The following is a 26,602-nucleotide window of genomic DNA, read 5'->3' as shown; positions in this document are numbered from 1 at the left end:
ATAGCATCGTGAAAAAGATCTACTTACTGATTGTAATCTTTCCGCTAATTTTACTAGAGGCGGAGAAACCTAATTTAATCAAAAGTTACCGTGGGATTCGTTTTTATCCAATCAGGCAAGAACAAGTGGAATCTCTTGTCATCTATGTTCCGAAAATGACGGAGAGATCTGATTCAGTGCAGGAACAATTCAAATATCCAATCACCTTTTTCAAGGCTGATTGCAAAGAAGTTTCCGAATGTTTTTCTCTACTGATCGATGTATCTATCATTGATGATTCAATGAAATCTTTTGATGAAATTGTTTCCGAGTCAAAACAAAAAGACTTTCGATTGGCTCCTACTTCGCTGCCTCATTGGAAACAGTATCTTCGCTACACAACAGAGCCGATGGAGATCCTTTATGGCCCAGGTGAAATCATTGGAAGCAAGGTAATCGCCTTTTATTACCATAAAAAATACCAAAAAACATATCGTATCACGATCAATATGATCTACACTCCAAATTTTTCAGAGAGAGATTGGAGTGAAATTACCAATCATGCAGTTTCCATTCTGAATAGTGTGACAATTCGATAAAGGGTAGTGGAAAAAGTTTTTGAGAACCAATCGGAATGTAAAGTCGTTTGAATCGGAGGAGCGCCTGAAATAAAGTTTAAATTGAATTCGGTTAAGTAGGATTCTGAAGAAATTTACAATGCGTGTATAAAAAATAATCTTTAAATTACCAGAATTTGAAACGAATTCATAGGAATCAAATTCTGGTGTCGTTCATCCTTTATTATAAAAAATTACTTTTTACAAATTTAGCAAGAATCTACTGCTCTACACAAACAATACTTTTGGTGAGATTACAGGTATCTGTTGTCGTATCGACTAATGTCGTTGTGCTTGCACCAACAACTCCTGTTACTCCATTTACTCCTGCATTTGTAATTGTCCAATTCGTGCAGTTATCACTACTATTTGCTATATTTCCACCAGTAATTGTCATACCTGTCCAGAAGCGAGTTCCATTTGCGCCGAGTGCAAAATTTATTTGCATTGTTGTATTGGAATCACGGAAGATTTTATTCGAAGTAGTCGTTGAACCAGTTGTATTGGATGCGTCGGTACTGTTATAGTAGAAAGTGTTTGCTTTTAAAACCCAATCAGTATAAGTCATTGATCCAGTAGGATTTCCAATCGCTTCTCTTACACCAGGAACAGTTATCATTGCTTTGTATGTTTTGCCTTGTATTCGATTTGAATCTGCATTACAAACTGCATCAGCACCTGTGATGCCTCCAATTCCGATTCTACCACTTCTTAATGAACTGGATAAAAATATGTGACATCTGGTTGAACAAGGAGCAGAAGCGGATTGTGCAAGGAGGAGGGCGAATAAGGTTGTGTCGTCGTTATTGTCTTTCGAAGTGTTGCAAGCGCTTAGAAAAGCACTAGCAAAAACAAGGAATACCAAGGAATACCGTTAGATCCATTTTGTTTGCCGTTTTTCATAAATCCCAAATTGGATCACTGTTTGGTGGTTAGCAAGAAAAAATTGGATGGTGATTGGACGATCAGGCAAACCATTTCAGCGGAAAATACAGGGGTCAGATGTTTGTCGGAAGATGGCTTGACAAACGTTGACTTTCAATCAAAAAATTAGACAAGAGCTTACAAATGTTTCCCTTATCAAAGAACCAAATTCTCACTAAGTTGAAGGACGAAAAGGCGATATTGAGTCGCTTTGGAGTGGCTCAAATTGGGCTTTTTGGATCATTTGTTCGAAACGAATCCAATGAAAATAGTGACATAGATATCCTGGTCGAATTTTTACCAGAACAAAAAACCTTTAGAAATTATATGGATTTGAAAATCTTCTTAGAAGATAGTTTTCAAAGAAAGATAGATTTGGTGATTAAAGATTCGCTGAAAGTTCGGATTAAGGATCAAATTCTAAAAGAAGCAGTATATGCCGCGTGACATCATTGTTTTGATAGAGGATATCCTCAAAGCGATCGATGAAATATTTGAATTTGTCAATGATGTTACCGATTTAAATCAATACCAAAATGATGTACTTCGAAAGAGGGCCGTAGAAAGGAATTTGGAAATCATAGGTGAAGTTGTCAAAAAAATTCCTGATTCGACTAAATTCGAAAATCCAGACGTTGAATGGAGACAAATTGCTGGATTACGAGATTTTATCGCGCATGGTTATTTCGAAATTGATGTTGAAATCATTTGGAATACAGTCCAAGTCCATTTAAAACCATTCCGAGAACGAATCAAGCTGATCAAAAATCAGATTTAGTTTCGAATACATAAAATAATAAAGAAACAAAGTTCCCCCCCCCCCCGCCAGCGATTGCAGCGGAAATCCTTTTTGCGTAAGCAAAAAGATTGGAGCGAAAAGCGCGGTCACATTTTCCATCAAATGAATCTCCACCAAAGGATTGTGAGGCGCCCTGCTCTTCCATCTTCAAGATATGTATCTTAATCTTCTTTCATATCCAAACATCGTTTCATCCAATTCCATGTTTCTTCTGGGCGTTCGAAGGGAAAAAAATGGGTGAAACCTGGGAAGATGGTCACATCCGACTTGGGGTGTACTTTTGTGAGTAGGTTTGCATATTTAGGGCTACAGACTTCGTATGTTTCGGGTATGGCGATGTGGTTTTCCGTTTTGATGCCATAGAAGTTTTTGAAGACATGGAAATGGGCGTGGCCAAAAATTTTGGCTTCGACTCTTGGGTCACAACAGAGTTTGACTTCGTCTTCGTTGCCCGTTGGTACAAAACAAGAATTGAGATAATCTTCGAAGATGGAAGGATCAAATTTGGCAAAGGCTGGGAACTTTCGAAATGACCGCCTAACAAGCTCTATGGATTTAAAATGTGTCCTTCTTTTTTTGGCACCTTTGGCAAGTGGATTTTCTAAAAATTTAGAAAGTAAAATGAGTTTCCAACCAAGGATGACGGGATCCATTGCTATTACTTTTGTAAATCGTTCGGGTTCTTTTTTTGCTGCGAGTAGTGAGGAGGCTCCGCCAAGGGAGTGGCCGATGATTGTTGTTTCTTTTACCGATCCATGGTCGAGGAGGGAAAGGATTTGGTCGCGGAATACATTCCAATTATGGAAGTCCAGTGTGAAGGCAGAACGACCATGGCCAATGAAGTCGGGTGCAATCACACGGTAGTGTTTTTTTAATTTTTCAAAATAAGTTTGGTAACAACCTGCACTATAGCCATTGGCATGACAAAAAACTAGGGTGGGGCCTGGTGTTTCTGAATCGAAATACGCAGTATCCCAATTTTTGTATCGAAAGGATTTAAGTTTCATTTTTCTATTTGACCCTTGCTGATTTGCATCGGATTTTGTCTCTATCCCATGCAATTCCAAGTCATCCTCTTCTTCTGTATAGCTGTATTCTTCAATGCATTGGCGAATATTTTAATCAAAACATCTTCTATGCAAGACAAACAAGTCACACCTGGAGAAGGGTTTTGGAATCTTGTGTTTACTGTATTTAATCCTTATTTTATCGCTGGACTTGCAAGCTTCGGATTGGCGTTGTTAGGTTATCGTTATGTTTTGGGTAAGGGATTGAAGTTATCCTTGGCGTATCCTGTGTTTACTTCCAGTGGATTTATCATTGTTCTCATTGCTTCTTCTGTTTTTTTTAAAGAACGATTGAATTTTACACAGTGGCTCGGGATTTCTTTTATTTTAGTGGGTGTATGGCTAACCGCCTTGCAGATGTTTGACGTTAACTCTTGAGCTCAAAATTCATTCGTACTTCTTTTGATTCGTTTTTTCCTTCCTTTCTCTTAAAACTTTTTTTATTTCTCCTACTTTCCCTCCTTTGTGTCTGTCAAAAAGAATCTGCCAGACCAGAAAAAAACCTTCTGGTTGAGGAAGGTGGTAAACACGCAGATTCCAAACCAAATGTCATTTGGATTGTGATTGATAGCCTTCGGGGTGATATTATTGGGCAATATAATGTTACACCTAACTTAGATTTGTTTGCAAAAGAAGGAATCCAATTTGATTTTCATCTTGTAAATGCTGCTTGGACGAGACCTTCCACCTTAGTTTTTTTTACTGGGAAATATGCATCAGCCAATCCTGTGAATTTTTGGGATTACCCAACCACCAAATCCGAAGTGGAAGCCTTTTATCGTTCCGAGAAAAAACCTTTGCCCAAGCTTTTAAAAGAATTCCAATACAATACGGTGATGGTTGGGAATAATCCTTTTTTGACCGATAAATTTGGGTTAGGTGTGGAAGTTGGGTTTGATTCTTTATATGATTTTTCGAACTACAGTGAAGACACAAAAAAAATAACCAAAAAAACAATGGAAGTATTGGAAGAAGTTTCCACCCAAGAAAAACCTTTCTTTTTATTTTTAAATTACAATGACCCTCACAAACCCTATACACCTCCTTTGGGATTTACCAATCGTATCAAAACAAGTGAATCGCTCGACGAACGGAAGTTAAACTATTTGGGAGAAGTTGCCTTTGTGGATGAAGAGTTGGGTAAGGTGTTTGCCGATCTCAAAACTAAAAACCTTTGGGACAACTCACTGATTCTCATCACGGCCGATCACGGGGAAGTGATGCATGCTTCGCACGCTATCTCTCCCTTTACTGGAACCAATACCTATTATGGCCATGGACAAGATTTATTTTTAGAGAATATCCATGTCCCACTGCTCATCAAACTCCCTCATACCGTAAAACAAAAAACAGTGAAGGAGATGACAAGGTCCATTGATTTGTACCCGACAATCCTGGATTATGCGGAACTTCCCATTCCCAATTCCATCCATGGTTTGTCACTTCGTCCGATCATCGAAGGGACAGAGACCACCAAACGAACCTATTATGGGGAAACTCGGTTTACACAAGGGTATGGGGAAGGAAAGGAATTTTTATTACAAAGGTCTTACAGGTTCCATGAATTGGGGAAATTTTGGCAAGGTTCAGTGGGGAATGAATTTTATTTGTATTTCGATACAACAAAAGATCCGAACCAAATTAGTCCCATTCGTATCAACCAAATGGAAAATATCGGTGAACTTAAGTTAGATGCAAAATTAGAAAAAAAAATCCAAAGGTTTTGGAAACAAATTCGATCCATGGAACCAAAACTCCCTTTGTACCACCTTTGGATTCGACCAAACCCATTGGAAAAAGATACAGAGATCCAAATCAAGGTTCAAAGTGGAATCCTGCGGTTGGCAAAATTCCCAAACACTGTGGTTGTAGAAGAGAAAGGAAAACTGGTTAACATCCACACCAAAGATTCACAACCTTTTCAAATCAGTTTTGAAGTGTATCCTGATGTGAGTTTTCCTGAGTTCCAAGTTTGGTTCGGAAAAAAACAAGTCCCGAAATCGGACATTCATGTTGGGTATTTTGGAGTGTCCATGTCTGCTTGTTCCAAAGACTGTGATCTGTTATACGAATCACAATCCATTCGTCCCATCATTCATCCTGAAACCAAGGTCCATTTTTGGAAAGAAGGTGGGCAAAAAAAATCCTACGAAAGTAAACAAGAGTTAGGAACGGATGCTTTGGATATCTTAAAAAAACAAGGCTATGTCCAATAGTCCTTAGAGAATCATCAATACGCCCTCTTGATTCTGTTTGGATCGAAGAGAATCTACTTAGTCATTGTCCTGGTTTGTGACAGATAGGTTTGGGAAGGACTCAGCATTGAATCCAGACCCACCTCCCGTTAATGATCCAAATAAAATCGAATACAATACATTCCCATCGACAAGCGCATCATCTACACCTGTGATCACAACATTTTGAAAGGTATTCCAATCACTGGAAGTAAAGGTCAAATTTGGTACAGACGTTGTCCCTTCAGCAACATTCGAACTGGATACACCGATCGTGACATTCGATGTGGGCCTTGCTCGCAAACGCACTTGGAAACGAGATTGGCCACCGGCTTCCGTAGTGATTAAGTTAGGTGATGTGACAAGTCCTCCTTGGGCATTGGGAGAGGTTCCGCAGGCCACCATTGGATTTGGGTCTGTGCATGGAATGATATCATATAGATTGTACAAATGTACACCTGGAATGGATGAAGGTGTAAGTGCGCTATAAATGGTGGAAGGCGAAAACCCAGTTCCTGATTCACTCGAAGTGAGTTGAGGAGTGATGTTATAATTCACATCCAAAACATCTGCCGTGTCTAACCCAAGGATTGTGACCAGTTGTCCCGTTCCAAAATTGGAAGGTGTGAAGGTAAGTGGTGCCGTTGGAAATTGGACAAGTCCACCAGGTGCTGTTGAGAAGTTGATGGTAACATCGGCTGTGGGTTGTGAATTTAGATGGATGTAAAACTGAGAACCGGCCCCAGATTGGGAAGTGATGACTGACGCTGGGGAAAATCCAGAAGTGGTGACACCTGCTGTGTCATTGTCGTTTAACGTAAGTTCGGGGTAGTTTGCGGATGGATAAGGATTTACAGTATTGTAAAATCCATCACTGGAAGAAAGTACACCTATGATGATGGGACAAGATACGTTTCCATCATCTACTGAATCATCAAAGGGTGTGATTGTAATCGTATTATGGGCACCAATGGAATTCCAATTGGCACTTGTGATGGTCACGAGGTTCGTGGAAACAGAAAATTGAGAAACAGTGGGTCCTGTAAACAAAGTACAAGGAAAACTGGAAGAAAGAGAAACGGGAATGGTCACATCATCTGTTGGTGCTTGGCTGAGTAAAATATATATAGAAAAGGAGGCAGCATTTTCAGCACGCACCATGACTTGCGGTGTGATGACTGTCACTGGATTTTCCGAAACACTATAATTCACAAGACTTGCCGTAGTTCCCATACTTGATAAAAAACTGTCATACCAGGAAGGAAAGGATCCAGTTTCGGTTCCTGAAACTGTGATTGAATAATTTACATTTCCATCACTTAAGGCATCTGAGACTCCCAAAATTTCAACGGGAACGGATGTACTCCAATTGGCATCGGTAAAAACATATTGTTTGGAGCTAACGGGAGTTCCGCTGTCACTGATCATTCCTTCTGTGTTATCGGAAGAGGTTAAGGTGACAGTCACTGAATTTCCTGGAATGGGTCGGCTCCCAAGTCGTAAACTATAAAAGGTAGAAAATCCAGACTCGGTAGTGAAGTATGGTTGGCCTGTATCTAAGGTAAAAAGAATTTTTGGAGAAGGGTTATCATTGTCTGTGATATTGATGGTAACATCATTTGGATTCATTCCTTCATAATCGGTTCCAGATCCAGATATGGCACCTAACGTGAGTGTATGGGTCCTGGTATTGGATTCATTGATGGCATCATTCACAACTGAAATCGTGACCGTTTGGGGTGATGCATAATTTAAATGTGTAAACGTTAAACTTGATGGTGAAACTGTATACTGCGTGGAATCAGGTAAGGAAAAGGTTTCGGCTGTAATGGGAATGGTAACAGATCCACTTGTACAGTTTGCCAAATTACTAGGTGTATCACAAGGAGCTGCATTGAGTCGTACAGTAAATGTGGCATCTGGATCTCCTTCCGTGAGATTTAGTGTAGTTGCAGAAAAAGTAAATCCCTTTGTATCATTGTCTGTGATGGTCACCACCAAATTTCCGTTTGTATCAGTATAACCAGGAACTGCACCTGTTGGATAAAGCCCCGTAAAATACGATCCATTTGCTTGAGGGATCTGAATGGTAACGGGTATATCTCCATCATCAAACGAGTCACTGACCGATCGAATGGTAATGGTTTGTGGTACATCCCATCCACTTTGACTTGTATTCCCCGTATAACTAGCGGCTTGCGAATTGGTGGGTGTAAAGGTTAATGTGCGAGAAGCCGCCACGCCCGATGTACTATTGAGTAATACAGCTTCCGTTCCATCGGAAGACATGATAGGTCCAATGGTCACATTGGAATTGGGTTTTAAAGACAATCGAATTTCAAATGTGATGGTGGATGTTCCGTTTTCTGTGATGGAAGATGCCGATAGATTTTGGATGCGAACCAGAGGCTCATTACTATCTGTATTGATGGCTGTAACGGCTGGAATGGCCATCGAATTGTATTTGGGATCTGTAGAACTCGCATTACTAAAGTTGATGTTTACATTTTGATCCCCATCATCTACACCATCTAACACAGAAGTAATGGTGACAGTTTGTGGTGTATTCCAATTGGCGGTGGTAAAGGATAAGGAAGATGGTGAGACCGTGATTTCTGAAGTGTTACTAGAAGTGATGGAAGAGAGATTTACCGTTTGTGTGGGTTGTGAATTTAATACGACTGTAAACGTTTCGGTAAAGGGAGTTCCATTTTCATGTACCACAAGCCCACCAACTGGAGTGACTGTGATACCCGCAGTATCATCGTCAGTGACAGAAATACTCACTTGTGCCGGGGGAGTGATGCTGTTATACACAGGATCTGCTGTTCCACCTGTATCGACAGATCCAAATTGTAAAGTCACTGTCCTTGTATCTTCATCGATAGAATTATTATTGGTAGTGATTTGGACCGTTTGGTCAATGTTCCAATTCGCATTTGTAAACACCAATGTATTTGTATTTACATTGGTTATGGTATTGTTTTCGTTAATGCCTGTTAGTGTAACTGTGAATCCAGGAGGAGGTTGTGAGGAAAGGCGAATGGCAAAATTTAAAATCCCACCATTTTCTGAAATCGTCAATCCTCCTGGTGAAGTGAGAACAAATCCTGGAACATCATTGTCGGTATTTGTTACCGAAGGAAACACCGGTCCCGCCAAACCATTGTAATCTGTGTCGGTTGATGTTGCCGCGCTGGAAACGATGGAGACTGTTCGTGAACCATCCACTATGAATTCATCAACACCAGTGACAGTAATGATTTTGGGAGTGAACCATTCCGATGGAGCAAAGGTAAGGGAACTAGGACTTGCGGTGCCTTCCGTCCCGGGTGTAGCAACAATGGAGGGAATGGTGACTGCATGGGTGGGAAGTGTATTTAATACCACTCCGAAGGTGACAGCACCTCCTGCTTCCGTTGTTGTGAGACCTGACAAGTTTACAACTGTAAATCCAGCGATATCATCATCCACATTGGTTCCCGTGATGAGGGGGACAGGTTTACCCATGTAAGCTGGGTCAAAGGAAATGGTTGGGTCAGCCGAAATCTGAAACGTACTATCATCCACACTAAAGTCGTCAACACCCGTGACAGTTACCGATTGGGGCACATCCCAGTTATTAGGTGTAAATACAAGTTCAACAGATTCAACAGTAGCTTCCGTTGTATCATTGGAAATAAAATTACGAATGTAAACATCTTGCATCGGCCTTGTTTGCAAAACATAAGAAATACGGCCAGTTTCGCCAGTTTCTGATGTGAGTAGGCCAAAGACAGGACTTGCGGCCACACCTGAAGATTCATTGTCAGTGTTCACAACGAGTAGGACGGGCAGTGCTTGGGTGGAAAAACGAATGTCGGAGGTTAAGATACTTCCTAATTGTACTCGGTAATTTTGGTTCCCATCTGACAAAAGATCGTCAACTCCCGCCAAACGAACTGTATGCGGTGAGTCCCAATTGTCTTCATTAAAATCGATAAAAGTATCTGATAATAAAACACCTTCGGTTGGATCAGAGATTGTAATGGGGCCAATTCTCACTGAACTGTTCGGTTCAATGTTCAAACGAAGTACGAATTCTGCTTGTTTTCCATTTTCACTCGTGAATAAAAAATTCGGGGCTTCATAAATTACAGAACCTTGTCCGGACGCTGAAACAAAAAAGGAACCGAACAACATCTGGAGATTAACAGAAGTTACCGATTGGCAGGAGAAAAGGAAAAATAGGAGGAAGAGGTAGGCATGCGAGAACCTTTGTTTGAACACGAAACCGAATTGTCCTCTTCTGAATCCCATTTAGGGTTCTCCCTCTCTATTCTACGAGAAAAAAGCCCGAAATCAGAAAAAAATTTCTAGGAAATGCAATAAAACCAAATGAAACAAAATTCAAACCCAAATGCAAAAGGACCACTCGCTGGAGTGAAGGTAGTCGATTTATCATTACTCCTTCCAGGACCACTCTGTTCGCAACACCTTGCGGATATGGGAGCAGAAGTGATCAAAATTGAAAACCCTCGTGCCTATGATGGATCACGTGCCATGTTCAAAGGGAAAACAGGATACCCTGCACTCTTTATGATGCTCAATCGAAATAAAAAGGCGATCACGCTTAATTTAAAACGAGAACAAGCAAAAGAGATTTTATTCAAATTATTAGAAGATGCGGACATCCTCTTAGAAGGGTTTCGACCAGATGGTATGGATAAGATGGGAATTGGTTATGATGTCTTAAAAGAAAAATTCCCACGGCTAATTTACTGTGGCATTTCTGGTTACGGCACAAGTGGTAAGTACGTAGACTTTGCTGGGCATGATCTCAACTACTTAGCGATCTCAGGTGTCCTTGACCAAACAGGAAATCCTCCAAGACCAGCGGGTTTCCAAATGGCTGATGTGGGTGGCGGGACACTCACTGCATTATCTGCCATCCTTGCTGCCCTCTACTACCGAGAAAAAACAGGCATAGGCCAAAGGATTGATATCTCGATGACGGATGCATCGGTTCAATTCATCTCTTTGTATGGTGGGATTTTGTCCGCATCAGGTGAATCTCCAGAAGCTGGAAACGATATCCTTTCTGGTAAATTACCAAACTATAATGTGTATGAAACCAAAGAAGGTAGGTATGTAGCACTTGGTGCTTTGGAAGATATGTTTTTCCAAACTTTTTTACGTGCGGCTGGTTTGGATACGTTAACAAAAGAGTATCCAATGACCGAGGAAAATATTCCTGTCATTAAACAAAAGTTAACCGATTATTTTAAATCCAAAACTTATGCTGACTTACAACCTATTTTTGATAATACAGATGCTTGTTTGTCTCCTATTTTGAATATGAAAGAAGTTTCACAGGACCCTCATATGAAAGAAAGAGGGATGGTACTCGAGAGGAATCATCCAAAGTATGGACCTATTTTACAATTTGGTTCTCCCTTTCATTTTTCAGAAACTCCGTTTGTGTACCGGAATGATCCACCAGAACATGGGGAACACACAGAGGAAATTCTCACCCAGTTGGGATTTTCCAAAGACACGATTTCAGGATTCAAAAAAGACAGAGTCATTTAACGGGTCTTGCTTTTTTAATCGAACTTCTGTACTTTGTCCTAGGGGGGAGGTATACTCTCCCTGAAACAAATGTATATGAAGTACTTACAAGTATCAGACCTCCACCTTTCCTCAGCCTCAAAAGAAGAAGAATCGTATTCTCTCGCAGTCCTCAAAGAAATTTTTGAAACAGCAGAAACAAAAGCTTGTGAACGAGTACTTTTTTGTGGGGATGTTTTTAATACATTTCCAGACCTGGAAACCTTACGGTCTGGGTTTTTAAAAGTTGTCTCAACTTATTCTGGACTTGTTTATTTTTTACCAGGTAACCATGAGGTCTTAGAAAAAAAGGGAAACCAAAACACATATTCCGCCTATGATTGGTCCAAAAAAGTCATTGTACTCGACCAACTCCCTTTTACATTATTCGAAGAAAATGGAATCGAGTTTGTAGCCATCCCCCACCAAGAAAACTATTCCGAAATTTTACTCAACCCCCCTCCAAGAAAAAAAACACAAATACGCATTGGTCTTGCCCATGGGACAGTATCAGGTATGAGTTTCACCGGCCTACAAGAAGAAGAGGAAGAAGGTGGATCCTACTTAGACCCCAATTTACTACAAACCTTAGAATTGGATTATTTGGCAATTGGCCATTTGCATAAACATCGATTTGGCAATGTCGGAAACTGTAATGTTGGTTATGCGGGTTCATCTCGCGTTTGGAGAAAAGGGGAAGTGGGACCAAGAGGTGGAATTTTACTCGAAGTCAAACAAGGAAAACTTCATACAGAATTTGTCCCTTGGTTATCAGCTGGAGAATACCGCGAAATCATTGTGAGTCTGGATACAGATGGAAATCCAGAGTTTAGCCCAGAAGAATACTTACAAAATACAAATCCCAATGATTGGATTTGTTTTCGGTTTGTTGGGTATGTGGATTCGATGGAAGGAAAACAAAAATTCCAAGAAACCATCCTTCAGGAATGGAAATCAAAATTTAGAATTTGTGAATTTGATCCCGATGAATCTCAAATTGTTGTCATCCAACACATTTCAGAAAACGAGTTCATCAAACAATTTTTAGATAAAATGAATGAACGAAAAAGCCAAATGGATCCGAGTTTGTGGAGACATACTCGCGTAACAGGCATTCGTTTTATTTTAGATGGAGGAAAAGTAAAGTGAAACTGAAATTAGAAAACTTCGGAATTTTTTCCTCAAAAGAATTTCCCATCGAACGGATCACCGTGTTTACAGGTCCCAATGAATCAGGAAAAACTACCATCTTAGACGCGTTTGTATCAGCCCTTGTCAAAGTGGTAGGTAGTACAAAGTATGGAACCATCCTCAATGCCAGATACCAGGCCAATCGAAAATCCGATTTGGGTGTGTCCAAACAATCACTCTCTCAAAATTTATACTTAAACTCCCTTGTGATCCGAGAAGGGAATATGGATGTGGGATCCGAAAAAGAACTCATCCAAGTCATTGAACAATCCATCTTTGATAGTGGTTATAATCCAACTCACTTAAAGGAAATGGCTGAACAACAAGTGGCAAAAACTGGTGTACGAAAAGTTGCCAAAGACTGGATGGCTACACTTTCTGAATTAGAATCCGCCAAACAAAAGTTTGATCTGAGTGAGCGAACTCTAACCCAAATCGCAAATCAATTTGCCGAACTACCTACTTGGGAATTGGAACGACAATCCAAAAAATCCGAAGTAGAAGCATTGACAATCGAACGAACAAATCTCCAAAAACAATTCGAAGAGTTAAAAGAAAAAGAACTCCACTCGGAAGCAGACCGCGTGTACCAACAAATCCTACAATGGGAAATGTTTATATCAACTAACAAAGGAGAGGTGGCTGGAATCCAAGTGGATGCGGAAAAAAAAGCAAAAGAACTTGAAGAATCCATTCGCTCCAAAAAACAAAAAATTTCCTTACTAAAAGAACAAATCGGATCTTTGGAATCGAAAATCGAATCCATAAAAACTTCCAAAACCCTATCCGAAACCAAATTCCAATCACTTGAATCTTATTACCCATCCTTTGAAACTTGGAAACAATCGGTGAACAAATTCCAACAAGATTTTCCTGTTGTTTCCGTTGTCACTTGGAATCCAACAAACAGGAATTTGGCGTTTGGTTCCTTAGTAGGAGTCCTCATTTCTCTGATTGCTGTTTTATTCACTGACTACGGTTTTGGGATGTATCTACCACTTATTCTCTTTTTAGGACTCACTTTGTTTTTTGGAACAAAGATGAAAGATACCCGTTTGGAAAAAGACGAATCCAAATGGAACGAAATGGTGAGGCGAATTGCCATTGAGATGGAAACAAAAACACTAGGCGAATGGAAACCAGATTCTTTACACTTAGATTCCCTGCAAATGGCTTTCCAAAGATATGATCGGGAATACACAAAACAAAAGTTAGAACAACAATCACTCAAGGAACAGATCACAAAACTTGAGTCCGACATAGATTCCTTACAAAACCATTCCAAAAAAGAAAAACTGGAATTAGAGGAATTGGAAACTTCTCTAACCAAACTCTACCAATCCTTGGGAGTGAAGTCTTTGTCGGAACTGAGCGAACGTTTGGTGGAAACACGCCTCAAACAGGACAAAATCAAAACCTTAGAAGACAACCTTCGTTTAGAAGGAAAAAAATGGGGAACCACTGATACCGAAACTCTCAAACTCAAACTCAAAGATAAAATTGCTGACTGGGAGAAAAAAGGAATTGGAAAAGGGTTTGAACTCGAAGATCGCACAAACAAACAAAGGTTAGAGTCGGTCATCCAAGAACGATCAGAAACCATTCGCCATTTGGAACAAAGGATTGTAGAGTTAGAAAAAAAATTAGAGACTGGAAAAGCAGTATTGGAATCCCAAATGGTTCCTGCCCAAAAGGAATGGGAGAGTTCTAAAAAAACTCTTGAGACAAAAGAAAAGAAAAAAGCAGAACTCGAAAAGAATTACCAAGCCTTCGAAGTGCTCATTGAACTCTTTTCAGAAATGGAAGCGGAGAGTACGGACAAAATGTCTTCTCTTGTTCGTTCTTTACAACATAGAATGGATGCCATCAAAGGATCTCTTCCTACAAAACAAATCAAATGGGATGGATTTTCAGATGAAATCCAAGTAGAAACAGAGGCAAACGAAGGTAAAATGGGATTTGGCCAATTGTCTACAGGAACTCGTGAACAAATATCCTATGTATTACGTTTGGAATATGCATTCCGGATAGGAACTCAATACAATCTCCCCTATTTATTGTTAGACGAACCGTTTCGTCATATGGACAATGTTCGGCGAAATGCCGCTTTGGAATATACCTTACAATGTATTTTGAATGCAGGTGAGGAATGGAAAGTGGTGTTTTTTAGTTTTGATGAGGATTTGGTTACGACAATCAAAGGATTGGCAGAAAAGTGGAAACTTCCCTGCCAGATCCATTCTTTAATTAAACCAGTTTCTTAGCTTCTGCAAGAACGGTGTCATAATTTGGTTCACTTCCGATTTCAGGAACAAGTTCCGTATACCGAACGACATCGTTTTTATCCACAACGAATACGGCTCTAGCAGAAAGACCAGCAAGTGGACCACCAGAGATATGGGTTCCGTAGTTTTTGGAAAACGAAAAATCCTTAAACTGAGAACCAGTGATCAGGTTGTCTGAATCAATGCCTTCTGTGGAACAAAAACGTTTCATCGCAAATGGAAGGTCACCAGAAATAATGAGAGTTGTGATTCCATTTTCTTTTGCAACTTTTTCATTGAACTTTTTAGTTTCGATAGCACAAACAGGAGTATCAAGGCTCGGTACTGCTACGAGGATTTTTACCTTTCCTGCTAAATCTTTTAAGGATATATCACTTAAATCTTGTTTGGCGACTTTAAAATCGGGAGCTTTGTCTCCTGGTTTTGGGATGGATCCTTCGAGAGGTACAGGATTTCCTTTGAGTGTTACTTGAGCCATATTTTCTCCTATGTTTCTATTAGACTAAAACATGAGTCTCTTAGGTCTTTCATTCTTTTGGAAGGATTTTTTCCATCCAAAGAAAAGATTCTGTTAGTTCTCCTTTTTGGATGGTCGCACTTAAAAAACGCACACGTTCCAAAATCCAAGAAGGTGAGTGTTCACTGAGGCCGACAAAGGCATTTAATTCTTCTGCATTTAATTTTCCATCAAAGGAAGCACATATGGCAAAGACAGATACTGGCCATTTTTTCTCTTCTGTTGTAAGACCTTGTAACGACAAAACAAAATGTTCCCAATCATCCAGGTTTTGTAAATTTGCTCTTTTGGGCAAAAGCCCAAGTAACCCAAAAAGTAGGTATTCAAAATTGGGATGGAAGGTTTTGGTATAGACGATGGAAAGGGCCACAGAACGTAACACCGATTCAATGAGTTTTGGATTTCGGTTTTTTGCTTTGATTTGGAGTAAAATGGAATCTGCTAATTTTCGTGTGATGATCCGTTTTCGGAGTTCAAAAAGAATCATGTAGGTGGTGACAGCATCCCAAATCCCTGTGATGGGACCTGAGATGTATTCAATGAGAAACCGTAAACTTGTCCTACCCAATATTACTTTTAACATCAGTTTTGCGAAGATATTGGAAAGGAATACCTTACTTTTGTAGAGTAATGTACGAAAGAACAAGGCCCTCTCGTTTAAATGTTTATAAGGATCAATTCCATACAAACGGATCCTTGGGTCAGGGATTTCCAAAACAAGTCGTGCCATCATCCCAGGAATCGGTGTGATGAGTTCGGGTTCGTCTGCAAGTTCCACATCAGCTGCTTTTGCCATCTGGTAAGAAAGATAAAACCCCAATCGAAACAAGAGGTAAAACTCAATCACGGTCACGATGGTGAGTAAAGATACAAACCAAAAGAGACCTTCATACGAAACCTTGGAGAAGGATTCGAAAGAAATAGGAGGTAAATATACAGAAAGGTACACAAAGAGTATGGAAGGAAAAAATCCAATCCAAAAGGACCAAAAACTCCCCCAAAAGAGGAGCCGTTTCGAAACATTCGAAAAACCTTTCTCTCCCTCGGACTTCTGTTCTTTCGTAAGAGTACGCAAGGAAATGAGAACTCGGCGCCCCCATTGTTCTAAAATTCCAGGTTTGTAACGTTCTGTACTCATTTTTTTGCAACCGGAATCGGATTCTGGGCTCCTACTCCATGGAACAGGAATTTTCTATGACGACACAAGCTGAAATCAAAGTCAAAAACCCAATCGATTGGGTGACCACGATTTTTTTACTCACATCACCACTCGTTGGTATTTTCGGAACCCTCTATGTGTATCTTTATGAATCCATTCATTTAGGAACTTGGGCACTCTTTTTGTTTTATTTTTTTGCAACAGGTATGGGGATTACAGTCGGTTACCACAGACTTTTTTCTCACAAAGCCTACGAAGCCAAATCTCCCATAAAACTTTTGTTATTATTATTTGGAGCGGCCGCGTTTCAATCTACGGCTTTAGAGTGGAGTGAAGACCATCGTATCCATCATAAATTTGTGGATACTGACAAAGACCCATACTCCATTAAAAAAGGTTTTTGGTATGCTCATATTGGTTGGTTATTTCGCAAACGAAAGTATGTAGGACAAGGGATTCAAGATTTGATGAACGATCCACTTCTGGTTTGGCAACACAAACATTTTTATTCGATTTCAATCTTTATGTGTTTTATCCTGCCAGGTCTTATCACCATGTTATGGGGATCCTTTTTAGAAGGATTTTTTGTCGCTGGGTTTTTACGTTTGTTTGTGGTTCACCAATTTACCTTCTTTATCAATAGTGCTTGCCATGTTTGGGGAGAAAGAACATTTTCCAAAGAACAAACAGCCCGTGACAATTGGATTATCGCCTTTTTTACGTTTGGTGAAGGATACCACAACTTCCACCACGAATTCCAAATGGACTACCGCAATGGAATCCGTTGGTATGATTATGATCCATCCAAATGGATGATCAAATTCCTTTCTTTTTTTGGACTCACTTACAATTTGAAAAAAGTTTCTGAAGAAAAGATCTTACAAAAAACGATGTTTATCAAAGAAAAGGAAACTTTACACCAGTATGCGAATCTTGGTGAAGAAAAGTTAAAAACTTGGTCAGAACAATTGGCTCATCTCAGAGAAACGGCCATCACAGAATACCAAAAATGGTCCAAAGCAAAACAAACCGCGAATGAAACCGAAGCAGGACTTTCCAAAAAGAACTTTGAAACCACAAAGGAAAATTGGGAAAAACTCTTAAGTCGTCCTCTTTTTTCGTAATAACTTACCCTCTCACCTCCCTAAAGATTTCTTTAGGGAGATTTGGCACATCACCTGGACCCACTAACGGTAAGTAGACCATAAATAATGTTCTACCGGGGGACGATTCCACTTCAATCCTACCTTTGTGTTTTTCGATGATTCCTTTCACAATCCCAAGCCCAAGACCTGTTCCTTCGCCTTGGTCTTTTGTTGTAAAAAATGGATCCCAAATTTTGTCTTTAATTTCAGTGGGGATCCCTGATCCATTGTCTTCAAAACTAACCATCACATATTCTTCTCCAATCCTTCTGGAAGAAATAATGAGTTTTGGGTGTTCTGTTTTTTTCATCGCATGGATGGCATTGGTGATGAGATTTGTCCATACTTGGTTGAGCTCATCCAAATTACACCGAACAGGAGGAATGGTTCCGTAATTTCGTTCAATTTCCACACCATGTTTGATTTGGTTTTGCATGATCACAAGTGTGTTTTCAAGTCCTTCATGTATGTCTGATACTTCGTATGAATTTTGGCCTAGATGGGAATAGTATTTTAAAGCCTTCACGATCCTCACAATATTACGAATTGCATATTTGATATTTTTGATATTACGTTGTAGGCTTAATGTATTCTTTAACATCTCAAAAGTTTCTTTTCCACCTGATTTCCAAATACGTAATAATTCTTCTTGCATATGCATGAGGTGGTGATCGATGAGAAAGGTTGCAAGATCAGTAGCATCGTTTTCCGGCATTCCATCTTGGATGAATTTGAGTTTGGTTTCTTTTTTGAGTTTGAATTTGTCTTTTGGATCAATTTTGGAACTAGGATCTTCTTTGACAAAACTGAATAAGATATCCAAATACAAAGAACGAAAATCAGGATTTTGGATGAGGTGGGTGATGTCACCTAAGTGGGATAAGACGAAAACTAAATTGGCATCCAAATTGTCTGCTGCACCATTGATGACGGCAGCTGGTGTGTTGATTTCATGAGCAATTCCTGCTACCATCACCCCAAGAGATGCCATTTTTTCCGATTGGACAAGATGAGCTTGTGTTTCTTCTAACTCCTTTGTTCTTTCTCTTACCTTTGCTTCCAAGGTTTCAGTTAAGTTTAGCAACTGTTGGTAAATCATTGAATTGGAAAGGGACATGAGTGAAACCGAAAGGATATCTAAAATGATTTCAATTTCTTCTAAATCGTAAATTTTCCCTTCTTTATGTTTTCCAAGTAATATAAAACCCACCAAACTTGACTTAATCGAAAGGGTTGCTACCAACTCCGAATGGGTGTCTTTAAAAAAATGTAATGCTTCTTTCGCGATTTTTTCATGGCTTGGGGAAACAAATTGCATAAAGTTTTCTTTGATATGAATCCCTTCTCGTTCTGATAACCAAAGCAAAAATGGATTGAAGACCGGAATGGATGGTAAGTCAGAATGTTGGTGGTCTTTGGATGTTAGGAAAGGCCTTGGTCTAAATTGGCCTTCCTTTTCATCCCATGTATACACTTGCACAAACTCTGCAGGAATTTTAGAAGCTAAAAATTGGCTAATGGTTTCACTGATTTGGTCTGGGTCATTAAAAGAGATCAGTTCTTCTTTGAATTTTTCGAGGGCAAAAAGATTTTGCACCAACTCATCTCGTTTTTTCGGTTTTTGTTCTGTTGGTCTTTCGTTTTTAACAAGGGGAAAGAGGAAGAGGGATACAGTAAGTAACCCCAACCCAAAACATCCAAATACCAAAAATGTAGCCGCTTGTAAAATGCCTAATCCGTAAGCACAGGCAAACCAACCAAAAGTGGATAAGAGAATGATGGAAGAACGAAAGAAAACTTGTATTTGCATGTCGATTGTATACAATGTACGAACTAGAATATTTTGGTGTTGAATCCACTTGGGTAAAGAACTATTTACAATCGCTCGTATCTTTGGTGCCTATTATGAAATTTATTCAGAGGCCACTTCTTATGCCCTAGCTGTACTCAAAGGAAAACTTCGCCTCAAAAATTCAAACGAACGCCATCCCTTCGTGGTGGGTGACATGATCCTTGCTGAAAAATCGTCGGGGGAAGAGTGGGTCATCTCAGAACGATTGGAACGTAAAAACTACCTCACTCGCAAAAGTGATAAAGGCGACAGTCATGTGTTATGTGCCAACTTAGACCAATTGGCCATCCTTGCTTCTTGTAAAGACCCAGAAACAAAACCAGGGTTTATTGACAGGCTTCTTGCAGCTTCCTACCATACAGAAATTCCACCTCTGATCATTTTTACAAAAAAGGATCTTGTTTCTGAAGAAGAGATTACAGATAGAGAAACCTACTATAGAGAGTTAGGTTATGATGTCATGAGTGTATCCCTACTTTCGGAAGAATCGATCCTACCTCTATGGGAAAAAATTAAAGGCAAACGTACGTTCCTCTGTGGAAACTCAGGTGTGGGCAAATCCACGCTCATGAACCACCTCCACCAAAAAACCGTCCAACGAACCAATTTGGTAAGTGGTTCTACAAAAAAAGGAAAACACACCACCACCAATTCCTTTGCTCTCTTTTTGGAGGGTAATACCGTCCTCATCGACTCCCCAGGCGTCAAAGAATGGGGGATTTTACACCTCACTCCAAACGAACTTTGGGAGAGTTTTCCTGAATTACGCAAAGTTAAGGAAAGTTGTCAGGAAATTTATTGCTGTGAACTGGGTTCTGAGTGTCCAATGCGTAAATACATGAATGAAACCATGGACGAAACCCGAAAAAAGAGCCTCGAATCCATGATCGAAAGTTTGGAGAACCCCTACCGTGTGACCCGCAGGGACCATTGGTCAAAAGCTGTCACAAAAAGATATTAGGGAAAAGAGTTGCCAAGGCTTCAGTTGTTATCTATTTTAAGAATGTTATTTCCGGAGGAAGGAATATGAAACGTACAATCATACAAAAATTGTCGGTTTTGGGATTTGTGGCGATTTTTGCCATGTTTGCCGTAGCTTGCCAAAAAGACTCAAAAGAGACTGTAACAAACGTTACAGATAAAAACCAACCAGCTAGTAATGTGATCATTGCCTTTGTAAAAGGTGATGTAGTCGTATTAAGAGAAAATGGGCAAATCAAACCAAGCTTAGGTGATACATTGACTTCACAAGACACAATTGTTACAGGTGAAAATGGATCTGTTGAACTTTTGGTAGGTGAAGACGGTGTTCTCAAACTAAACAAAAATACTTCCCTTAGCGTAAGCCAAGCATTTGCTGCAAACGATGGAACACGTGAAACAGAAGTAAACATGCAATACGGAAAACTAGTAACTGTTCTTCGTAAAGAAAGAAAAACAGAGTCTTTCAGTGTTGTGACTCCAACTTCTATCGCGGGTGTTCGTGGAACGATCTTCCTTACCAATGTAGAAAATCCTTCTGCTAAAGGTGGAAACGTAGCATGCGGATCCTCAAACTGTGTTGTAAAGTATACGGTTCTTGATGGTGCGGTTGCGATCCGTAAATCAAACTCTGATAATGAAATCGTAGTCGACAAACAAAAGTCAGCTGAAGTGGCTTCTGACACAAAACTTTCTGATAAAATGATCAAACCAATGGACAAACAATCCTTAGGTGAAATGAAAGAAATGTTAGTGTTTGAAAACACAAAAATGTTACAGTTTGAGTCTCTTGCAAATGAACTCAAATCAAACAATGAAGAACTTCAAAAGATGAATCTAGGTTCTTCTGTCGAAGAATTAGAAAAAGCAGCAAAAACTCGTGAAATCACCAAATCAAAGTCAGATGAAGTGATCACTACTGCAAAATCAATTGAAGATTCTAAATACATTAAAAAAGATGTGCAAAAAGATTCACTAAAATTAGCTCCTAAAGAGAGTTTTGATAAGACGAAATGAGATATGTTTATTTACCGGTCCTTTGTTTTTTAGTCGGTTATTGTTCTTCGGTCACAAAGATCGAAACACTCAATCGAAGTTTTACAAAACCTAAGTTTGTCACTCCAGATCTTGGAGAGTCTGAACCCCTTCCTTCGGGTAGAGATTACAGAGAACGACTGGTAAATAAATCAACCCCAAGTTTCACTCTCCTCTGGAAACAAATTCCAGAGGGGTTTTCTCCATCTGACTTAGCTCTATTAGAAGAAAAAATCCTTTTCCCTCATTCCAAATTGGGTGTATACCAAAAAGCCCCGATCAAACAAGATACCAAGTTTTTCGAATCGAATGATATCGATATCATTCTGGAACTGAGCCTTTCCAAATCAGTGGATCGAATGACAGTGGACGTCCAATACAAAGACCCTGTTCTTTCGCAAAACTTCGGTAAGGCGGTTTTTGTTTACCAAGAAGAAAAAGAACCAAAAGCCAAATCAACAAAATCCTTCGATGTCTTTCATGGAAAAAAACACCTCCTCCCTTTAACCGAGTTTGTCCCTGCTTATTTTCTAGAGGTTTCTTCTCCTTCTGTTGATGAATTACGAAATTATTTTACAGCTTCCTTGCAAGGGAAAGTTTCTGTTTTCTCCACATCTCCCGGCACAACCATTTATCTGGATGGAGTCGAAGTGGGAAAAGCACCTTTACTCAATTACACACTGATCAACGGTAAACATATACTTTCATTTGCAAAACCTGGTAAAGACCAAGTAAAACGGAATATATTAGTACGAGCTGGGAAAACAACAAGAGTATTCCAAGAATGGAATGATGATATTTCCCAAGGAACTGTCGTTGTTTCTAGTTTCCCTCCTGGGCTTGATGTTGTCATTGATGGCCAAAAAAAAGGTAAAACACAATACGCTGAATCGGGAGTTCCTTACGGAAGTTATCCGGTCCAATTCATTCGTACCACTACCGACTCCCATTTTGAATATGCAAAGGCAGGAATCAAAATTCGACCAAAACAAATTACATCAATTGCTTTACCAATTTCTTTGGAAGATGGAGTGGGTTGGGAATCTGAAGAATTTTGGAACCTGTCAACACCTTCACCTAACTTCTCTGCAACATTTCCAGGCAAATTGACATTTGCAAAAAACAAAGAGTTACCGAAGGGTTGGTATGGAGTTTTTTCCGAAGACCTCATTCCTGATTACCTTGAAGTTGAACTCATACTAGATTTAAAAAAAGAATACAATGGTGCGCTTGGGCTTTCAATCCATGACCATTCTCAAAATTCGATTTTAGTGTATGTAGACCAAACTGATTTTCATATCGTGAAGTTCTCACAATCTGAATCAGAAGCACCAGTTCGTTCCTCATATCGATGGAATAAGGAAGATGAACTCAAAGGCCGTAGCATAAAGTTCACAACTGATATTGAGAAAAAAATGATACGTTTGTATTTGGGTAACAAAATGGTTGAGGAATTTCCTTGGAATTTTGAATCATTTTGGAATTTAGGTGTTCTCACTCCACATAATGCCCCTTTGGTGGGAGTCCCACTCAGAGGATTAAAAATCCAGTACCCAGACATGGTTAAGTTTGAACAAAGGTTCCAAAAATGAAACAATTGATTGTTGTATCCGTTTTACTCATCACGTTTATTGGCTGTCGTTCTCGTGATTTCCAGTCTGTCACTGTAAAAGATTCTGTTGTCGAAAAATCAAATGCAACGGATCGACAAAAAATCGAAGAAGCTAGAACTCTTATCGCTGATGGAAGTAATGAATTCCAAAAAGGAAACATTGATGTTGCCTTAGAAAAAGCAAAATCTTCGATCCAAACTTTTGAACTTGTGGAAGGATATGCATTACTTGGTGCATCCTATTACCAGTTAGGTGAATATGAAAATGCCAAATCTGCGTATGAAAAAGGGAATAATTTAGACCCTCAAAATGAGAAAATCCTTATCGGACTGGGAACAGTTCAGTCCACTTTAGGTGAAAATGAAGCTGCACTCAATACGTACCAAACTCTCAATAAACTAAAACCAGAAGAATCCATTTACACATACAAAACCGGACTTTTATTAAAAAACTTAGGTCGTTACCAAGAAAGTTTGGTCACTTTAAAGTCATTAGAAGATAAAAAAGATTTCCCATATCCGATTGAATTACTCAATCAATTAGGTGATGTTTGTTTAGAACTAAAACGATATGATGAAGCTGAGAGTTATTTTGCAAAAGCTGAAAAATTAAATCCAGAACTTAAGTCTGCAAAAGACGCAAAACTTTCCACTAAAATTGCTTCTCTCATCCAAAGAGGAAATGATTTTTTAAACAAAAAAAATTATACAGAAGCAACTAACGAATTCAAAAAAGCTTCGGAATTACAGCCTCAAAATGCTTCGGTATGGTCCTTTTTAGGGAACGCACAATTATTAAATGGAAAATTAAAAGAGAGTGAAGAGAGTTTTAAAAAATCTATCTCCCTCTCTGATACAAATGCTAATGCGTACGTTGGTCTTTGTAACGTTCTCATTCAAACACACAATTATTCAGATTGTTTAAAAACTTCCAGACAAGCCTTACAAAAAGTTCCTAAAAACGCTGAGATTCGCAACAAACAAGGGATATGTGAGTGGAAATGGGGTGAAGTAAAAAAAGCAACACTTAGTTTCCAGGATGCATCCGCTTGGGATCCAAACTTTATTGAACCAAAAATGAATTTGGCCTATGTTTTGATTGATTCTGGTCGTTTTGATGAAGCATTAGATGTTTTAAAAAAAGCGGAAACACATCCAAAAGCAAAAAAAGAAGACATTCGAAAAGCGAAAGTCTTAGCAGAATCACAAAAATTCATAGCAAGTGGAGATACTTTTTTACGCCAAGGAAAACGCAAACAAGCGTTTGATGAATATGGCAAAGCAATGGGTGTAAATCCTGAAAACCCAGCCGTTCAAAATGCCTTTGGACGTGGTTACTTTGCGTTTAGTGAATACAAAAAAGCAGAAGGTTCTTATTTAGAAGCTTACCGTTTGGACAATGCCAACCCAGGTGCTTTACAAGGTCTTGCTCGTGTGTATGCAAAAACGGGTGAGTCCAAAAAAGAAAAAGAATACATTAAAAAATTGGAAACTCTTTCCGCAACAGATCCATTTAGTGCCATCACACTGGGAAGGATTGCAGAGGATGCAAGTAAGTGGGATGAAGCTGAGTCCATCTATATGGGACTTAAGAAAAAGTTTCCTGGAAATGAAGCAGTGGATTATCGATTGGGAAGTTTGTACTACAAACGAGCTGTCGAGGAAAATACAAAAGAGAATTATACAAAAGCAAACGAGTTCATTCAAAAATCCAAAAAATACACAAAGGACATTCCTGAACTCATTGAAACTGAAAAAACTGTTTCGGAGAACTCTCGTTTTGCGGAGATATTACCATTAGTCAAAGAAGGTAATACACTTTTTAATCGTAAAAAATTCATTGAAGCAGTAACTCCTTACCAAAAGGCATACGACCGGGTGCCAAAGGCTTCTCTCCTTGTTAAAATCGCAGAGTGTTATATAGAAAAAGGGGAGGAGGAAAAAGGCCTCTCCATTTTAGAAAATGCTGTAAAATCCAATAAAGAAAATGCCATCTCTTTCAAAGAAGGGATTTATTCTTTCTACTATAAAAAGGGCGAACTCAAACGTGCCGAAGATGGTTTCTATGACATTTTAAAAGAAAAACCAGATTCTTATTACGCCTATTACATGTTAGGCCTTGTTACCATGAAGCGTAAAAATTATGAAGCAGCGATTGGTGAATTTGACAAAGCAATCCTAGTTAATCCAAATTTTGCGCCAAGTAATGTCGCAAAAGGTCTTGCGTATTATAAATTGAACCAAATGGATGCTGCCAAACATGAATTTGAAAAGGCAAGAGCCAAAGATTCTGAATTTGGACTTTCTTCTTATAACTTAGCAATTGCTTATTTCAATGAAGACCTAACAAACGAAGCAAAATCAATCCTTGAATCCATTCGTAAATCAGATCCTGATTTTATGGATGGTGAAATCCAATTGGCGTACATTTACTTCAAAGAAAACAAATTGGATGAAGCTGAAAAAACCATTGATCGTGTTTTAAAAGAAGAACCATCTGCAGAAGCAATGTTTGCCCAATTCCGTATCTTGGATGCAAAACAAAAACAATCTCCATCAGAGAAAACTAAGTCTAAACGAAATGCAGTGAAAGAGAAAATCTTACGTGAATATGGTGAAACAAAATACGCAAGGTTACTTCCTTCGGATGCTTTAGATGATGAACCACTCCATGTAACAGATCTCAATTTATCGGGAACACCAGTTTCGACTCCGATTGTATACCCAAATCGTATTATCGTAAATTATGGTACTGCGATTGTAGGTTATGACCGTATCACCAAGGAACTAGTTTGGAAACAATACACTTCTACTCCATTCCAGTTGCTTGTGGCGGGTAAAGAACTTGTGGGAATTTCCAATGATACTGCTACAAAAATTTATCCTGAATCAGGAAAGATGTCTTTCAAAAAACAGGTATTAGCTGGTTGGAAAGTAAAACAAGGGTCAGCTGACAATAATGGATTTTTTCTCTTACTGGAAAAAGATAAATCTCCCAATCGAAAACTGGTTCGTACCAATCCAAATTTAGAAATACAAGAAGAATGGAATGGAAATGATTTTGTTGGATTCTCTCTTAATGGGGAAGGAAAACTATTTGTGATTCGTGATACTAAAAAAGACTTTCTAGTACAAGTTTTTGATCCATCTGTACCAAACGAAAAGGAATCTAAAGTATCACTTCCTATCGCCAAAAAAGACACAAAAGAGTCTGCCAACTTCTTAGGTTGTCTTGAGGAATCTTGTTTGGTTCAACTCGGTGGCCAAATCTACGAAGGCACTGAAAAAGCAAAATTATATGCCATCGGCAAAACAGAATCGGTAAGATCTGTTTTAAAAAATCCCGACTCACTCCTAGTGAATACAGAGAATACCACTTATCTTTGGAAAGGTGGTTCAAAATGGAAAGATTCATACCAAATCGAAGGTGATTTTTATTACCCTATGGATGGTTTGGTAGTTGAAGGAAGATCGAAGGAATTGGTCATCATCAAAGGAAAGGAAAAAACACCTGTTCCTTGGAAAGGTGATCGTGACGGTTTGCGAATCAGTACGGTGACTGTAGATTAGAGTGTGTGGTTAAACGACTCAAATCAATTTTCTGACACTTAAATCG

The 26,602-nt window shown here is 39.1% G+C and carries 19 protein-coding genes; 13 read left to right on the top strand and 6 right to left on the bottom strand.

Annotated elements, in window-relative coordinates; genetic code table 11:
- The first annotated feature begins 8 nt into the window (after positions 1 to 8).
- Positions 9 to 578, top strand: a complete 570-nt coding sequence (locus ND812_RS00395; RefSeq protein ID WP_265373782.1) for a hypothetical protein — start codon at positions 9 to 11, stop codon at positions 576 to 578.
- A gap of 238 nt (positions 579 to 816) precedes the next feature.
- On the opposite strand, the gene len is transcribed toward ND812_RS00395, so the two are convergent.
- The gene (len, locus tag ND812_RS00390) at positions 817 to 1,461 is read right to left on the bottom strand and encodes a Len family endostatin-like outer membrane lipoprotein (RefSeq protein ID WP_265373781.1); all 645 of its coding nucleotides are present in this window, start codon (positions 1,459 to 1,461) and stop codon (positions 817 to 819) included.
- A gap of 203 nt (positions 1,462 to 1,664) precedes the next feature.
- Between len and ND812_RS00385 the strand changes: the two genes are divergently transcribed.
- Positions 1,665 to 1,967, top strand: a complete 303-nt coding sequence (locus ND812_RS00385; protein ID WP_265373780.1) for a nucleotidyltransferase family protein — start codon at positions 1,665 to 1,667, stop codon at positions 1,965 to 1,967.
- Entirely contained in the window at positions 1,957 to 2,298 is a 342-nt protein-coding gene (locus ND812_RS00380; RefSeq protein ID WP_265373779.1) for a HepT-like ribonuclease domain-containing protein, read from the top strand. The genes ND812_RS00385 and ND812_RS00380 overlap by 11 nt, the downstream gene beginning before the upstream one ends.
- A 182-nt stretch (positions 2,299 to 2,480) precedes the next feature.
- On the opposite strand, the gene ND812_RS00375 is transcribed toward ND812_RS00380, so the two are convergent.
- Positions 2,481 to 3,326, bottom strand: coding sequence for an alpha/beta fold hydrolase (locus tag ND812_RS00375; RefSeq protein ID WP_265373778.1), 846 nt, complete (start codon positions 3,324 to 3,326; stop codon positions 2,481 to 2,483).
- Positions 3,327 to 3,374: 48 nt separating this feature from the next.
- Between ND812_RS00375 and ND812_RS00370 the strand changes: the two genes are divergently transcribed.
- Together ND812_RS00370 and ND812_RS00365 are read left to right on the top strand one after the other, a co-directional pair.
- The gene (locus tag ND812_RS00370) at positions 3,375 to 3,764 is read left to right on the top strand and encodes a DMT family transporter (protein ID WP_265373777.1); all 390 of its coding nucleotides are present in this window, start codon (positions 3,375 to 3,377) and stop codon (positions 3,762 to 3,764) included.
- Entirely contained in the window at positions 3,761 to 5,602 is a 1,842-nt protein-coding gene (locus tag ND812_RS00365; protein WP_265373776.1) for a sulfatase, read from the top strand. The genes ND812_RS00370 and ND812_RS00365 overlap by 4 nt, the downstream gene beginning before the upstream one ends.
- Positions 5,603 to 5,659: 57 nt before the next feature.
- Here the strand turns inward: ND812_RS00365 and ND812_RS00360 are convergent, their stop codons facing one another.
- Positions 5,660 to 9,919: a beta strand repeat-containing protein gene (locus ND812_RS00360; RefSeq protein WP_265373775.1), complete on the bottom strand. Its 4,260-nt coding sequence runs from the start codon at positions 9,917 to 9,919 to the stop codon at positions 5,660 to 5,662.
- A gap of 78 nt (positions 9,920 to 9,997) precedes the next feature.
- Between ND812_RS00360 and ND812_RS00355 the strand changes: the two genes are divergently transcribed.
- The 3 genes from ND812_RS00355 to ND812_RS00345 all read left to right on the top strand — a co-directional run bounded on the left by ND812_RS00355 (position 9,998) and on the right by ND812_RS00345 (position 14,664).
- Positions 9,998 to 11,191, top strand: coding sequence for a CaiB/BaiF CoA transferase family protein (locus ND812_RS00355; RefSeq protein WP_265373774.1), 1,194 nt, complete (start codon positions 9,998 to 10,000; stop codon positions 11,189 to 11,191).
- A gap of 75 nt (positions 11,192 to 11,266) precedes the next feature.
- Positions 11,267 to 12,358: a metallophosphoesterase family protein gene (locus tag ND812_RS00350; protein ID WP_265373773.1), complete on the top strand. Its 1,092-nt coding sequence runs from the start codon at positions 11,267 to 11,269 to the stop codon at positions 12,356 to 12,358.
- Entirely contained in the window at positions 12,355 to 14,664 is a 2,310-nt protein-coding gene (locus ND812_RS00345) for an ATP-binding protein (RefSeq protein WP_265373772.1), read from the top strand. Before ND812_RS00350 ends, ND812_RS00345 begins: the two co-directional genes overlap by 4 nt.
- Here the strand turns inward: ND812_RS00345 and tpx are convergent.
- Both tpx and ND812_RS00335 read right to left on the bottom strand, forming a co-directional pair.
- Entirely contained in the window at positions 14,648 to 15,163 is a 516-nt protein-coding gene (gene tpx / locus ND812_RS00340; protein WP_108960817.1) for a thiol peroxidase, read from the bottom strand. The two genes, ND812_RS00345 and tpx, sit on opposite strands and share 17 nt — an antisense overlap.
- A gap of 49 nt (positions 15,164 to 15,212) precedes the next feature.
- Entirely contained in the window at positions 15,213 to 16,340 is a 1,128-nt protein-coding gene (locus ND812_RS00335; protein WP_265373771.1) for an LBF_2804 family protein, read from the bottom strand.
- 56 nt (positions 16,341 to 16,396) lie between these two features.
- On the opposite strand from ND812_RS00335, the gene ND812_RS00330 reads away from it, so the two are divergent.
- The gene (locus ND812_RS00330; RefSeq protein WP_265373770.1) at positions 16,397 to 17,485 is read left to right on the top strand and encodes an acyl-CoA desaturase; all 1,089 of its coding nucleotides are present in this window, start codon (positions 16,397 to 16,399) and stop codon (positions 17,483 to 17,485) included.
- A 4-nt stretch (positions 17,486 to 17,489) separates the two neighbouring features.
- Here the strand turns inward: ND812_RS00330 and ND812_RS00325 are convergent, their stop codons facing one another.
- Complete coding sequence (locus ND812_RS00325) at positions 17,490 to 19,316, bottom strand: ATP-binding protein (protein ID WP_265373769.1); 1,827 nt, start codon at positions 19,314 to 19,316, stop codon at positions 17,490 to 17,492.
- Positions 19,317 to 19,365: 49 nt separating this feature from the next.
- Here ND812_RS00325 and rsgA point away from each other — a divergent pair, with 49 nt between their 5' ends.
- From rsgA to ND812_RS00305, 4 genes are all read left to right on the top strand, one after another.
- Positions 19,366 to 20,319, top strand: coding sequence for a ribosome small subunit-dependent GTPase A (rsgA, locus tag ND812_RS00320; RefSeq protein ID WP_265373768.1), 954 nt, complete (start codon positions 19,366 to 19,368; stop codon positions 20,317 to 20,319).
- 65 nt (positions 20,320 to 20,384) lie between these two features.
- Entirely contained in the window at positions 20,385 to 21,356 is a 972-nt protein-coding gene (locus ND812_RS00315; RefSeq protein ID WP_265373767.1) for a FecR family protein, read from the top strand.
- Positions 21,353 to 22,966: an LIC10124 family lipoprotein gene (locus ND812_RS00310; RefSeq protein WP_265373766.1), complete on the top strand. Its 1,614-nt coding sequence runs from the start codon at positions 21,353 to 21,355 to the stop codon at positions 22,964 to 22,966. The genes ND812_RS00315 and ND812_RS00310 overlap by 4 nt, the downstream gene beginning before the upstream one ends.
- Entirely contained in the window at positions 22,963 to 26,556 is a 3,594-nt protein-coding gene (locus ND812_RS00305) for a tetratricopeptide repeat protein (RefSeq protein ID WP_265373765.1), read from the top strand. Before ND812_RS00310 ends, ND812_RS00305 begins: the two co-directional genes overlap by 4 nt.
- Positions 26,557 to 26,602: the final 46 nt, after the last annotated feature.

It is taken from the genome of Leptospira limi (assembly GCF_026151395.1).
GTDB lineage: Bacteria > Spirochaetota > Leptospiria > Leptospirales > Leptospiraceae > Leptospira_A > Leptospira_A limi.
Note: the sequence above shows the minus strand (reverse complement) of the source record. Positions and strands in the feature narration are given on the sequence as shown.